This window comes from Halomonas sp. BL6 (genome assembly GCF_006228115.1).
GTDB lineage: Bacteria > Pseudomonadota > Gammaproteobacteria > Pseudomonadales > Halomonadaceae > Vreelandella > Vreelandella piezotolerans.
Genome location: NZ_VDGL01000009.1, coordinates 43714 through 56278, shown reverse-complemented (window position 1 = coordinate 56278; position 12565 = coordinate 43714). Strand labels below are relative to the sequence as shown.

14 protein-coding genes are annotated in these 12565 nt (G+C 57.2%); 4 read left to right on the top strand and 10 right to left on the bottom strand.

Annotated elements, in window-relative coordinates; genetic code table 11:
- Position 1: 1 nt before the first annotated feature.
- The gene (ctaD, locus tag FHJ80_RS16700; protein ID WP_139528465.1) at positions 2-2527 is read right to left on the bottom strand and encodes a cytochrome c oxidase subunit I; all 2526 of its coding nucleotides are present in this window, start codon (positions 2525-2527) and stop codon (positions 2-4) included.
- Positions 2524-3588 (bottom strand): cytochrome c oxidase subunit II, encoded by a 1065-nt coding sequence (coxB, locus tag FHJ80_RS16695; protein ID WP_139528464.1) that lies wholly within the window; start codon positions 3586-3588, stop codon positions 2524-2526. Before coxB ends, ctaD begins: the two co-directional genes overlap by 4 nt.
- A 68-nt stretch (positions 3589-3656) precedes the next feature.
- On the opposite strand from coxB, the gene FHJ80_RS16690 reads away from it, so the two are divergent.
- The gene (locus FHJ80_RS16690) at positions 3657-4118 is read left to right on the top strand and encodes a DUF2231 domain-containing protein (protein ID WP_139528463.1); all 462 of its coding nucleotides are present in this window, start codon (positions 3657-3659) and stop codon (positions 4116-4118) included.
- A 40-nt stretch (positions 4119-4158) separates the two neighbouring features.
- Here FHJ80_RS16690 and FHJ80_RS16685 read toward each other — a convergent pair whose 3' ends face one another.
- The 8 genes from FHJ80_RS16685 to FHJ80_RS16650 all read right to left on the bottom strand — a co-directional run bounded on the left by FHJ80_RS16685 (position 4159) and on the right by FHJ80_RS16650 (position 10419).
- Positions 4159-4584, bottom strand: coding sequence for a CopD family protein (locus tag FHJ80_RS16685; RefSeq protein WP_139528462.1), 426 nt, complete (start codon positions 4582-4584; stop codon positions 4159-4161).
- Positions 4585-4676: 92 nt separating this feature from the next.
- Complete coding sequence (locus FHJ80_RS16680) at positions 4677-5477, bottom strand: DUF2797 domain-containing protein (protein ID WP_139528493.1); 801 nt, start codon at positions 5475-5477, stop codon at positions 4677-4679.
- A gap of 46 nt (positions 5478-5523) precedes the next feature.
- Positions 5524-5808: a YeaC family protein gene (locus FHJ80_RS16675; protein ID WP_139528461.1), complete on the bottom strand. Its 285-nt coding sequence runs from the start codon at positions 5806-5808 to the stop codon at positions 5524-5526.
- 41 nt (positions 5809-5849) lie between these two features.
- Entirely contained in the window at positions 5850-6701 is an 852-nt protein-coding gene (locus FHJ80_RS16670; protein WP_139528460.1) for a rhomboid family intramembrane serine protease, read from the bottom strand.
- Between the two features lie 198 nt (positions 6702-6899).
- Positions 6900-7886, bottom strand: a complete 987-nt coding sequence (locus tag FHJ80_RS16665) for a metallophosphoesterase (RefSeq protein WP_139528459.1) — start codon at positions 7884-7886, stop codon at positions 6900-6902.
- 1 nt (position 7887) lies between these two features.
- On the bottom strand, positions 7888-8820 hold the full coding sequence (locus FHJ80_RS16660) for an NAD(+) kinase (RefSeq protein WP_139528458.1): 933 nt from the start codon (positions 8818-8820) through the stop codon (positions 7888-7890).
- 110 nt (positions 8821-8930) lie between these two features.
- Positions 8931-9800, bottom strand: a complete 870-nt coding sequence (locus FHJ80_RS16655) for a carboxylate/amino acid/amine transporter (protein ID WP_139528457.1) — start codon at positions 9798-9800, stop codon at positions 8931-8933.
- 85 nt (positions 9801-9885) lie between these two features.
- Positions 9886-10419: a YqaE/Pmp3 family membrane protein gene (locus FHJ80_RS16650; protein ID WP_139528456.1), complete on the bottom strand. Its 534-nt coding sequence runs from the start codon at positions 10417-10419 to the stop codon at positions 9886-9888.
- A 142-nt stretch (positions 10420-10561) separates the two neighbouring features.
- Between FHJ80_RS16650 and FHJ80_RS16645 the strand changes: the two genes are divergently transcribed.
- The 3 genes from FHJ80_RS16645 (at position 10562) to FHJ80_RS16635 (ending at position 12502) form a co-directional block, all read left to right on the top strand.
- Positions 10562-10969: a CBS domain-containing protein gene (locus tag FHJ80_RS16645; RefSeq protein ID WP_139528455.1), complete on the top strand. Its 408-nt coding sequence runs from the start codon at positions 10562-10564 to the stop codon at positions 10967-10969.
- Between the two features lie 279 nt (positions 10970-11248).
- The gene (locus tag FHJ80_RS16640) at positions 11249-11608 is read left to right on the top strand and encodes a hypothetical protein (RefSeq protein WP_139528454.1); all 360 of its coding nucleotides are present in this window, start codon (positions 11249-11251) and stop codon (positions 11606-11608) included.
- 27 nt (positions 11609-11635) lie between these two features.
- On the top strand, positions 11636-12502 hold the full coding sequence (locus tag FHJ80_RS16635) for an AraC family transcriptional regulator (protein WP_139528453.1): 867 nt from the start codon (positions 11636-11638) through the stop codon (positions 12500-12502).
- Positions 12503-12565 lie beyond the last annotated feature (63 nt).

Genomic DNA, 12565 nt, shown 5'->3' with positions numbered 1-12565 from the left:
CCTACCCTCCTAACACGCGGGGCAGCACCGCTAGCGCCGCTATTAATAGACCAAAGGTGACCACGTTATAGCGCCACAACAGTGTTACGACGCCAGGCTCAAAAGGCGCATGAGCGCCTACATAGCCATAGCCCACTCGCAGCCCTTGTAGCACGGTCAAGATGACGGCTAAACCGCCGTGGAACAGCGCATAGACAAGGCCGACCAGCATCACTGCGTCATGGGAGGTTTGCGTAGGAGCAAGCTCAGCTTGCCAAAGCGCCCAGCCCGTTAGTCCCACCTGAAGTCCGCCTAACGCAGCGGCTAGATAGAAGCCTGCGCCTAGACCAGCATCACGCTGCTGGCGCAGCCCACGCACGAGTTTTTCCATCACTGCGCTGCCGACTAAAACCGCCACGCCAGCCACCCCCATCAATAAAAGTGAGAGCGGCGGCGTCTCAGGCATGCGCCACTCGGGCGAAACGGTCCAGAGATAAAACCAACCAAACAGATAAGAGAGAAAGAACGAGCCATTGGCAATCAGGAAAATCCCCATCGCCCAGAGGCCGGGGCCATCCATGGTGCGCGAGTGAAGCGGTGGGTCGCCGGGTTTGACGCCTGCATCCGGTGCCGCCTTGGGGTGGGCACCGTTCTCCCAAGACCAGCGCAGCAAAAAGATACCGGCAATGATCACGAATACACCTGCCAGTAGGTACACACGGGTGAGAAGACTAAGACATACCACCGCCAGGGCCGACGCGGCAAACAGTGGCCACCAGGAGTTGCCAGGCAGATGAATGATTTCCCGCACGCTGCCGGAAATCGGATCGGTGCCCCACATCTCCCGCCTGCCGTGTGAAGCAACCGCCAGCGAGTGCTTACCTTCGGCCATGGTATGCGGTAGGTTGGGGTCATCCCACAGCGGGTGTCGGGTTTCCACGCGGGGTAGACTGACGAAATTATAAGCGCTGGGCGGCATGGTATTCGCCCACTCCAGCGTGTCGGCATTCCAGGGATTATGCTGGGCGGGCTTACCAAACCGGAAGTGTAGCGCGATATCCAGAAGCACCATGGCAATCCCCGCTGAAAGCACGAAACTACTCACCGACGAGAGCAAATTGAAAATTTCCCACCCAGTCCCCGCTTCATAGGTGTAAATCCGTCGGGGCATACCGAGCAGCCCGGTCCAGTGCATGATCAAAAACGTGCCATTAAAGCCTAGGAAGGTCAGCCAGAAGCCCCAACGCCCCAGGTTCTCGGAAGGCATTCGCCCGGAGAAGAGCGGCAACCAGTAGTACAGCCCAGCAATCAGCGGGAAGAACATGCCGCCTACCAGCACGTAGTGCATATGGGCCACCACGAAGTGAGTGTCGTGCACCTGCCAATTGAACGGCACCAGCGCCAGCATGACACCGGTAAGCCCACCACACACGAAGATGACCAAAAAGCCCATCACCCATAGCATGGGCAGCTTCATTTTGGGTTTGCCGAGCCAGAGCGTAGCCAACCAGACAAAGACTTGAATCGCCGTGGGCACGGCCACTAGCATGCTGGCCGCCGAGAAAAACGCCTGGGCCAGTTGAGGTATGCCGATGGTGAACATGTGGTGAACCCACAGCCCAAAACTGATAAAGCCCATGATGGTAATTGCCGCCACTACCCAGCCGTACCCCACGATGGGCCGTCCGGCAAACACGGGAATCAACGTCGAAATGATCCCGGCAGCAGGCAGAAAGATGATGTACACCTCTGGGTGGCCAAACAGCCAGAAAAGATGCTGCCATAACACTGGATCGCCGCCGCCCGCAATTTGGAAGAACGGCATGCCGACCGCGCGCTCGAGTTCTAACAACACGCTGCCCAAGATCAGCGGTGGGAAGCCCACCACGATCATTAGCGCCATGGCGAGGATGTACCACGCAAACAGCGGCATCTTATGCAGTGCCATGCCCTGGGTGCGGGTGCGTAAGATAGAGACGACCAGTTCCACCCCCGCCGAGAGCGCCGAGATCTCCACGAAGGTAATGCCTAGCAGCCAGAAGTCAGACCCAAGATCCGGTGCAAACTCCTTACTGCTCAGCGGCGTGTACATGAACCAGCCGCTGGACGGTGCCATCTCGATGATCAAACTCGACGTCAGAATGATCCCGCCAAACAGATAGCAGAAGTAACCCAGCGAAGTAAGGCGTGGGCATACGAGATCCCGGGCACCGATCATTTTCGGAATCAGATAAATCGCCAGCCCCTCCAGCATGGGGATCGCAAACAGGAACATCATCACCGTGCCATGCATGGTGGTCACCTGGTTGTAGATCTCCGGTGACATGAAGTTTTGGTCAGGCATCGCCAGCTGGGTGCGCACTAGCATGGCGAGAATGCCGCCAATCAAGAAAAATACCATTCCTGTGATCATAAAACGCAGGCCAAGCGTCGTATGGTTCACGATGGTGAGCGACTTCAAACCCTTTGGGTTGCCCCAAATATCGTGCAGGTCTTCGTGTAACTGCTGCGGGTCCTGCTCTATTGCTTCTTGATTCACGCTTTTCATGGGGTCAAGGTCTCCAGCCAAGCACCCAGGGCATCCAAGGTGTCCGTGTCGATGTCGTTATGGGTAGGCATTTTGTTACCTGGCTTCAACGCTTGGTGGCGTTGCAGCCACTGGCTCACCGCGCCCTCTTCCATAGCCATTGCGCCCGCGCCGAGCGTTGTTCGGCTTCCCACATCCGAGAGGTTTGGCCCGACACCGCCTTCACTAACGCCCGCCACGCGATGGCAACTCGCGCAGTGGGTCATAAAGGCGTCTCTAGCATCGTCATGAGTTGAATCTCGCGTTGCCAATTCGCTTAGCGTGGCTTCCTGCCGAGCCGCCAGCCAGGCCTCGAAGTCGTCACGGGGTACGGCTTCAACGTATAAATGCATATGCGCATGGCCTACTCCACAGAGCTCGGCACACTGGGCACCAAACACGGCGGGCTCATCGGCTTCCAGGCGAATTTTATTCACTCTTCCCGGCAGCATGTCGATTTTGCCGCCCAGGCGCGGCACCCAAAATGCATGTATCACATCCGCGCCGCTTACATGAAAATCCACAGGCTCTCCGGCGGGCATGACGAGCTGGTTAGCAGTGACTACCTCGCCCCCTTCGGCACCGGGATAGCGCACCTCCCACCACCACTGATGGCCAATGACTTCGATCACTTCAGGCGGTTCATCGAGCGGCAGCGGCAGCATGCGCTGCCCAGCGGGCACGCCAAACGTCAGCAGCGCCGTAATGCTGGCAATGGGCAAGACGAGGCCACCCCCAATGATCCAGCGCCGCGCGATACGGCGCTCTTGCGCGGGTGTGCGCTCGACGTTATGCGGTTTGAAAGCGTATAGCCAAACCACGGTGACCCCGACCAATACAACGGTGGCAAACACCAGCATCACCCACCAAATTAACCGAACGTCTCTTGCGGCAGGCCCTGCAGGGTCTAAGATAGAGCTGTCGCCGCTGCAACCCGCAACGCCGAACAGCAAGCCAAGCCCAAGCCAACAGGCCGCTTGACGGGTTCGCGGCACGGCGCGATACGACATGCTGGTGGACGTGGCGCTATTGCGTTCCCTCATGAGCGTTTTCCCTGACATGCAGTTGATCTATCAAACTGTTTTGATTTGTCTAACCACAGGAAGTGATCATGACACAGACGCCCCAACGCTCGATCAAAAGCCGCGCATCGCTGGCGGGCCATCCGCTTCATCCAGTGATGATTCACTTCCCAGTGGCGGCGCTGATGGCGTTGGTTGCCTGCGACTTGGCCTACTGGTACACCCAGGATACGTTCTGGCTGCGCGGCGGGCTTTGGCTGGCGGGCGTTGGCGCGTTTGGCGGCTGGGTTGCCTCGGTCGCGGGCATCATCGACTTGGTCACCGTCGCTCGCATCCGCCGACTGATTACCGGTTGGAGTCATGCCATCGTGGCCGTGGTGATGCTCTCTTTGGCATCCCTGAACTGGCTGCTGCGCTTCAACGAACCCAGCGCGGTGCTGCCCTGGGGCTTGGCGATATCGCTGGTCACGGCAAGCCTGATTGCACTGGCCGGATGGCTGGGCGGCCAACTGGTGTATGAACACGCGGTAGGCGTGGAAGTAGAATCGTAGCCGCTCGAAGCCAGCTATCATCTCTGGGGTTGCCATTGAGTTAGCTCCATTCCAGCGGTTTTGAGAGCACAAACCCAAGGACGCCAAAGATACCCAACACCGCCAGCAACAGCGCGCAAAGACTGGCCATCTTGACGCCCTTGAAAATGCCCATTTCCAAACGCAAGATGAGCCAGCCAAAGCAACCATGGGCGACCACCATCACCACCACGGCGCCCAGCTTGAGAATCAACCAGCCGCCCAGCAAGCCGTGTAAAAGAAACAACAGCGTGCCAGAGGCGATGGCAGCGAGCGCAGCAGGCGTGGCAATGGAATTATAAAAAAACCGCGGCATAGGCGGCGTGCCTTGGGCAAACCCAGCATCTTTACGCAGCTGAAGCGCTTGTAATAACAGCGCTGGCAGATAGAGAAGTGAGCCGCACCAAATAACCAGCGCGGCAATGTGCAGCAGTTTTAGCCATGGCATCGGGGCTTCCTTGCGTAACGAGGGCAGTGTCTGTAGTGACTTACTAACCCTAGTCAACCGATGCCACTCTGGCTAGGCAAAATGCCTAATTTTCAGCCGACCGAAATTTCGTAACCCGTGAATTTACGTAGATTAATCACTCCCGTATCAAGCATGAGGTACTGCCCTTTGATGCCCTGGAGTATGCCTTCGACCAGGGGCCGTTTATCAAAGTTATGCGATACGACTTTGCGCGGAAACGTCGCAACGGGATACTCAAACTGCAAAGGCGCTTCATCTAAGGTACGGATGGCGTCCTCGCCGTGTACACGGCGTAGCTGGTCTAACCCATCACCCAGGGTGCCCAGCAAGCGGTCGCGTTCGGCGCGGAGATCGAGTGGTTCGACCTCACCTTTGAGCATCGCACGCCAGTTGGTGCGGTCGGCCACCTGCTCTTTGAACAGCATTTCGACAAACCCGGACTGCTGGCGGGTATTCACTTCGAGAATCGGCAGCGCCTGAATAGCGCCTTGATCCAACCAGCGGGTGGGCATTTGGGTTTTGCGGGTAATTCCCACCTTCAGTCCGGACGAGTTGGCAAGATAGACGATATGAGGCTGAAAACAGTGCGCCTCGCCCCACTCCGGCTCACGGCAGGTGCCTTGGTAATAGTGGCAGGTCTCTGGCTTCATGATGCAGGTATCGCACTGCGCCAGTCGCTTGAAACAAGGGTAGCAGAAACCTTGGGCAAAACTTTTCTTGGTTGCTCGCCCACAGTGAGTGCAGGCAATGGCACCACTCCAAGAGAGGCGCAGCGGCGTACCAATACGCTCGTTCAACGCCACCCGATGCTCACCTGCGCGCAGGTGGTAAACCACCGGTTCGTCTTGGCGGCTAGGCAGCGCCGCCGCCATTTTCTGCAGACATCCTTTAACCGGAGAAATATCTGGAATCAACAGATCAGTCACGCGTGGCATCCCGGCCCAGGCCCGCCATTTCGGGACTCACACCGGCACCCGTCGCACCTGCACCGCAGGTGCGCCGTTCCAAGTACCCTACGCGGCTCTCTTCCGGGACGTTGTTTTCGACTTCGTAACGCATGACGGCTTCCAGACACAGCTCGGTTTGCTCGGTCGTCAGGCGGCGCCCATCGGGCCATTTACGTAGCGAGACTGCCTGTTTCAGACTTTCATAAATCGCTGGCGTCATTTGGTTGATCATTTTATCGAAGGTCATATCGCTCACGGTCAGCACCTCACGTCTTGGCTGCGTTCAAATTGGTGGTATCAAGCTTTGCGTCGTTGAGAAGAATAATACCAGCCTGAGGCGAGCCCCACGAGCAGACCACCCAGGTGAGCTTCGTTGGCCACGTTGCCAAAGCCGACGGTACTGGCGATATCGGTCATGGTGAACACCATCCAACCCAGCATAAAGACCACCAGCATTTGCGGCACGAAAAAGCCACTGTTTGGGACACGGCGGGACATGAGCCACACATGGCCCAATAGCGCATAGACCACGCCGGACATACCGCCAAACAGCACCGTTCCGGTGACGTATTGCGCCAAGTTGGCACCGATACCGGCGACGAGAAGCAGGAGCAGCATCGTTTTACTGCCTTGCAGCAGCTCGATTTGCCGTCCGAAGTACCACACCCACATCAGATTGAATATCAGGTGCATCCAACCAAAATGCAGGAATGCGGGGGAGAGCAGACGCCATACCTGCCCTCCCAGCACGGTATCCGCTAACGAACCGTACACCAACTGGCCACCGGAAATACCCACTGGCACGATGGTCAGGGCCACCACCAGTAGATCGCCCAGCACACCACTCAAGGCGAATATCAGCAGGCTAACGCCGATCATGAGTGCCGTGATGGGTACTTGGCGCAGAACAACCGCCCAATGTTGGGTACTGCGGGGTCGACGGGGACGCTCCTGCTCCCGAATGAGCGGTTCGCCGCGCTCCCATCGCTCGACCACGGCCCGCAGCTCGTCATGCTGGCGAGGGTCGGCGACCCACAATAGCTGGCCCTCCGCTTCGTCGGTGATGCGATGACCAATGCGGTAGTGCCACAACGCTTTGCGCAGTGCTTGTGTATCTGCGCCCGGGGGTAAGAGCATGACGGGATGCATGGCATCTCCCTAGTATCCAAGTGGTCGTGCAGCTTGCGGCCCGTTGCCAACGGAGAAGCAAAAAAATCCGGCGGAGGGGGCCGCCGGATAAAAGCAAGGGATCATTCAAGGGAACACTTACTCTGATATCCAGCAAGAGGGTTAGTTCAGCCGTTTTGCAAAAATTATGTAACCTTATGTAACCATTCTGCTTGATACTCAATCAAAATCGATTTCCCAAGGCTTGGGCAGCGCCCGCTCCTCTCTAGGCACTTGAATCCAAACGAAATGGTCAGCATTCAACTGTGTTTCACCGCTCCAACGATACGCCACTAACCGGCCAAACTTGACGGCGCTATAATCCAAACAAGCGATATTGGAAGCAGGCAGTGCAGGAATACCCTCACACCAGTAATGACCGATGAAGAGCGGCGGCTGATCGGGGCCGTAATAACTAAGCCGCTGCCGTTCGCTTTCGCTGAGTGGCTGCGTCTCTAAATCACCGGGAAGGTTATCAGGCTGAAACACCACATCGCCCCACTGCTGTGGATTGGCTGACCAAAAATGCGCTCGAAAAGTTTGCCGGGTAAAGCCATCGCCTGAATGGATCGCCACCCCTTTCGGTAACCGTATATGGGGACCGCGGGTGAGTCGATCAAGGATGCGATATGCCTGAGAGGACGGGTCAGTGGACTCCACCAAAAACTGGCTATCCATACGCGCTGTAGGCGCGCGCTGCTTGAGCTCATGGATCAGCGCGTCGTCCCAGCAGGCGTGCACGACACGGATTCCATCCAATTCCAAAAAGAGCGGAATGGTTTTGAACCACGCCAGCGTATCCTCCCACTCGTTGGTGTGATCACGGTACTGATTCAGCGTATCTTGAATGATGCGGTTGTGGCGTGGCGTATGCTCGCGAAGCCAACGCTTGCCGCTCCCGGCAGGCGCTGGGTGGGTATAGGCCAACGCGTTGTACTCGTGATTGCCCATCACGATGTGCGCCTCGCCCGCCTCTACCATGCGTCGTGCAATCGTGACGGCGAGCCGGATGCGCGGTCCGCGATCGATGAGATCGCCTAAAAAGATCACTTTGCGCCGAGGATGGCGGTAGACACCGCTACGCTGGTGATACCCCAACCTCTCGAGCAGCGTTGCTAGCGTTGCGCCGCAGCCATGGACATCGCCGATTAAATCATAGCCCTCCATATCAATCCCCTAGCCGATGGCTCCAGCCGAGTTTACTGCGCAGCACATCGTAAAAATTGTGCCCAATAGGGTGCACTAACTGAACGCGCTCTGGCTTACGGGTAATGACCAGCACATCGTCAGGTTTGGCCACCGCACGTGTTTGGCCATCGCAGCTAATATGCGGGTAGGTCTGGTTGGTTTCGCCGATGTGAATACGTATTTCGCTGGCCGCATCGATCACGATGGGACGACTGGAGAGGGTATGCGGAAACATGGGCACCAGCGTCACCACATCCAATTTTGGGTGCATGATAGGCCCGCCGCCTGACAGTGCATAAGCAGTTGAGCCGGTCGGCGTGGCGACAATTAGCCCATCGCTACGCTGGCTATAAACGAACTGTCCATCGATGAACAGCTCGAACTCGATCATGCGCACCGCTTTGCCAGGGTGTACGACGACCTCGTTCAAGGCGTCACCGTTGCCTACCGCTACTCCGTTGCGGTAGAGCACTGCATCCAGCAAAAAACGCTCTTCGACTTCGAATGCGCCTGCCAATACCTCGCCGACCCGGTTTTCGAGCTCATCCGGTGAGATGTCGGTGAGAAAACCCAACCGCCCACGATTGACCCCCAGGATCAGCGTCCCGCTGCGGCATAGGGTTCGTGCGGCACCGAGAAGGCTACCATCCCCACCCACGACGATCACTAGGTCACATAATTCCCCCAGCATTCGACGGCTCGCTTCAGGTACGCCGTGATGGGACAGCGCCGTAGCGGTACGGTCTTCGATGAGTACTTTATAGTCATGCTCGGTCAAGTAGCGGACCAAGCGTTGAAGGGAGTCAACGACTTTGTCGCTGCCCAGACGGCCAATCAATCCAATCGTCTTGAACGGCGTCGCTGGATGACGAGGGCTACCAGAGGGGGAGCCTTGCGATGGGGTGGTGGACATGGGCAACTCTCGCTAGCATCAGCCCACATTATGGAGAGGAAGACAGTCACGAGCAAATTACCCGGCGCGATGGCGGCTTGCACGGCGCCGGGAAAAATCAGCGATTTAGCTTAGCTCGCCGCCCACTGGCGGCGCTGCAGCCACCAGTGGTTCAACCATAGCGAAGCGCCCATGATGGCAGCCCCCAGCAGTAACTTGCCAAGATCGGCATCGCGGTTCCAGATGACGAGATTGACGACCAGACCTGCAGGCACAAGCGCGTTGTTCATGATGGCCAGCGTACCCGCATCCACCTTAGTGGCACCCTGGTTCCAAGCGAAATATCCCACCCCCGACGCGACGAGGCCCAGCCACGCCAGAACGCCCCACTGAAGTGACGTCGAGGGTAGCGCCGCACCGTTGCCGAACAGCAAAAACGCAGGCAACGCCACCAGCATGGCGCCAATGAAGAACCAGCCAAACACGTTGTGCCACGCCAATGTCGGCGGAAGATCGGCTGCAAGACGACGGTAGCCGACTTGGCCAATGGCAAAACATAGGTTCGCGCCCTGCACGACCAAAAAACCTAACCAGAAACCGCTATCAACGCCATCGTAGCGAATGACCCCAGCCCCGATCACCGCGAGCACGGCGGTGACGAGATAGATAGGTGTAAAGCGCTTGAACATCAAATCGTCCAGCAGCGCGATGTAAACCGGCGTAAAAATAGTGAACAAGAGCACTTCTGGCACGGAGAGCAGTAAAAACGAGTGATAAAAGAAGGCATACATCACACCGAGCTGAATCGCGCCCAGTGCCATCAACGCCAGCCGCTGCTTACCGCGCAGCAGGCTTGGTCGTAAAAAAGGCAGAAATACCAGCATGGCCAACGTCACGCGCACCAGCACGGCAAAGTAGCTATCTACCTGCCCAGCGAGGTAGACCCCAATCAACGAGAACGAAAACGCCCACAACGCCGTAACGCCTACTAGGTAGCCCATCAGTAAACCCCAAAGAAGAAGATAGTTGACGACAATTATACGTCATTCACCTCTCCTGCCAATGCGCCAAGAGCGCAAAGCGGATTTATCGTTTACTCAACCAGACCAACGCGTAGATGATGCCTGGTATCCAACCCGCCAACGTCAGTAGCACACTAATGATCACGCGCCGCGCACCTCCGTCGGTCAGCCCGAGGGCCAAGGGTGGTAGCAGTACGGCCAGTGCTCTATAGGCCCACTCGAGCGCTGCCGGCTCGTCAGGAGTTACTCGGCTATGGACGGCAGGGGCTGGCTGCGCGCTGGCGGTGGCCTTTTCGACCATTGGCGGAGGCGTAAAGTGCTCGACGGCAGCATTGGCCTGCTCAGAGGCCGCTTTCTCACGAGCGAGCGCCTTACGATGTGCCTCTTTGTCTATCTTTTGCTCTAGGGTGTCGGCACCTTCGGCAAGATCGTCATGGAAACGCTCCCAATCCTCCCAATCATGCGGAGTGCCTGATTTGGGGCGCTGCTGACCCGAACCTCGGGCACGCTCCCAGGCTTTCTCTTCCAGCGTATTGGGCTTGTCAGGATCTCGGTCCAAGCCCACGCCCTTGCGATTCAGGTATTCACGAGCGTCCATCACGACTCCTCACAGCATTCGAGGCTGATTTGAAAAAGCAAAGCGTTGAATAGAGACAGTATGGGGGCAGCGCAGAGTGAGTTAAATCACCTACAGTAAGAGAATCGGCCGCGGCCTGTCGATCACGATGAGGAGTGCTCTCATGAACAAAAAAATTCCGGATACCGTTAGAGACATCATGTCTCGTGACTGCTACCGCGTCTCAGGAGAGACATCCATCACGACGCTTGCCCAAGGGCTTGCGTTACATCGCCTGCCGGGGGCACCGGTCGTCGATATGTCGGACCGTTTGATCGGCTTCATCTCCGAACAAGATGTCTTGGGCCGCGTACTCGACAGCATTTACCATGACCACGAAGCCCCTCTGGTGAGAGAGCTGATGCGTCAAGACGTGCTGACCACCACCCCCAATAAAAGCGTGACCGACCTCGCGCAAGAAATGCTCGGCGCCAAACCGAAGATTTACCCCGTCGTCGAGCAGCATCGCTTGGTAGGGATCGTCACACGTCGTGACATTCTCATGGCCTTACTCACGATTCGTCGTCATTGAGTGCGACAACACCAAAGCGTTAGAGTCAGCCCAACGTACCTACAAAAAAAACCGCTGCTTGGGATAAGCAGCGGAAGCAAGGGATCGAAAACAATAGCCAGAACAACACTATTAGCGACTGCCATCGCTATGTTGCCTGTACACACTCAGACACTGCTCAGGGAAAAAGTTCGCAAAAGGTTAAAATTTTCGTCTCGGCGGGGGCAGGCGTATACTGGGCAATGACTCTGATGCGGACGCCACGAGTGACGTCCATTCTGATGCGGCCGGGAGCGTGAGATGGCACTTTATTTACTAGTGTTGGGCGTGTGTGTACTGGTCATAGGCGCCGTGCTGTTGGTGCTGATGAACGCCGGAACCCCCCGCTACCGCACTGAGCCAAAAGACCTGATTACCCTCTTTGACAAGGCGTTGGAAAGCAGCGTGAGTGAGACCGAGTGGAATGCATTGATCGGTTACCCCATTCGCCACGATGAGTATCTCGACAATATTCGTCGCCGCGCGTCCCATTTGATGGATACCCATGGCAGGCGCTGGCAGATTGCTCAAGGCAAACCGCTGCTCAACCAGGAGGGTTACGCAGAGCTGAAAGCACTGCGCGACCATTTGGCGGCACATACAGCGCTTCGTCAGCGCTAACCACGCTGTAGCGACGAGGAGAACCGTATGCCGAGCACCATCCGACAAATACCTCTGGAAACGGCGACGAAGCATCACTCCCACGACTTTCATCAGATCGTCATTACACTGTGTGGCTCGTCGGAGTTTGAGATCGAGGGCTTGGGTGGGCGTGTGAATGCGTTTTCCGGCTGCATAGTACCTGCCAACCATGAACACTACTATTCGGGCAATGGCCACAATCGCCAACTGATTTTGGACCTGCCCGAGGACGCGCCCGCCCTTACCGGCGAACATCGCGAGCTGGTGGCGCTTTTCGATGCGCCGCGTTTTTTCGCGCTGGATAGCCCACTGCGCCACTATTTAACCTTTGTAGAGAGCGAGCTGGCCCGAGGATTTGACAACTCGGCGACCTCGTTTCAACAAGACCGTCTAGCCGCCACGCTGCTGGGCTCGCTAAAAGCGCGATTGGGTGCGTCGGGCGCGACGAACCAGCGCCGGATCAACCTCGATCAAATCGATCGTTTCATTCGTCGTCATTTGGCTGACGAGCTACGCGTGGCAGATCTAGCCAAACTTGCCTGCCTGAGCGAGGCGCATTTCTCCGAGCGTTTTCGCGCCCAAACGGGTCTATCGCCTTGGCAGTATGTTCGCAGACAGCGGCTACACGCGGCGCGCCAGCTCATTATGCAGAGCCGCCTGCCGTTGACCGATATTGCCATCCAAACGGGGTTTGCCAATCAAAGCGCCCTCTCCCACGCGTTTCGGCGCAGCTATGGCGCTTCACCACGCCAGTTACGGCAAGGCTTCGCGAATCCGGCGCTCGATACCGTCCACAGCTCAACGAACCACTCAACGGTTCTTCCACCCTCCGGTCCATCGGTAAGTCCGGGCATATTCTCTTCGCGCCGATAGGCATTCGGTTATACGAACACGACGCCGTTGAACTGAGCCCTCGCCAGTGCCTGCCAACTCTAC

Bases quoted from the DNA above. Each gene is read 5' to 3' on its own strand.
- FHJ80_RS16680 (WP_139528493.1), bottom strand. From the start codon at position 5,477: ATGGCGGCGGCGCTGCCTAGCCGCCAAGACGAACCGGTGGTTTACCAC.
- FHJ80_RS16660 (WP_139528458.1), bottom strand. From the start codon at position 8,820: ATGTCCACCACCCCATCGCAAGGCTCCCCCTCTGGTAGCCCTCGTCAT.
- FHJ80_RS16690 (WP_139528463.1), top strand. From the start codon at position 3,657: ATGACACAGACGCCCCAACGCTCGATCAAAAGCCGCGCATCGCTGGCG.
- ctaD (WP_139528465.1), bottom strand. From the start codon at position 2,527: ATGAAAAGCGTGAATCAAGAAGCAATAGAGCAGGACCCGCAGCAGTTA.
- FHJ80_RS16655 (WP_139528457.1), bottom strand. From the start codon at position 9,800: ATGGGCTACCTAGTAGGCGTTACGGCGTTGTGGGCGTTTTCGTTCTCG.
- FHJ80_RS16670 (WP_139528460.1), bottom strand. From the start codon at position 6,701: ATGCATCCCGTCATGCTCTTACCCCCGGGCGCAGATACACAAGCACTG.
- FHJ80_RS16665 (WP_139528459.1), bottom strand. From the start codon at position 7,886: ATGGAGGGCTATGATTTAATCGGCGATGTCCATGGCTGCGGCGCAACG.
- FHJ80_RS16650 (WP_139528456.1), bottom strand. From the start codon at position 10,419: ATGGACGCTCGTGAATACCTGAATCGCAAGGGCGTGGGCTTGGACCGA.
- coxB (WP_139528464.1), bottom strand. From the start codon at position 3,588: ATGAGGGAACGCAATAGCGCCACGTCCACCAGCATGTCGTATCGCGCC.
- FHJ80_RS16685 (WP_139528462.1), bottom strand. From the start codon at position 4,584: ATGCCATGGCTAAAACTGCTGCACATTGCCGCGCTGGTTATTTGGTGC.
- FHJ80_RS16635 (WP_139528453.1), top strand. From the start codon at position 11,636: ATGCCGAGCACCATCCGACAAATACCTCTGGAAACGGCGACGAAGCAT.
- FHJ80_RS16640 (WP_139528454.1), top strand. From the start codon at position 11,249: ATGGCACTTTATTTACTAGTGTTGGGCGTGTGTGTACTGGTCATAGGC.
- FHJ80_RS16645 (WP_139528455.1), top strand. From the start codon at position 10,562: ATGAACAAAAAAATTCCGGATACCGTTAGAGACATCATGTCTCGTGAC.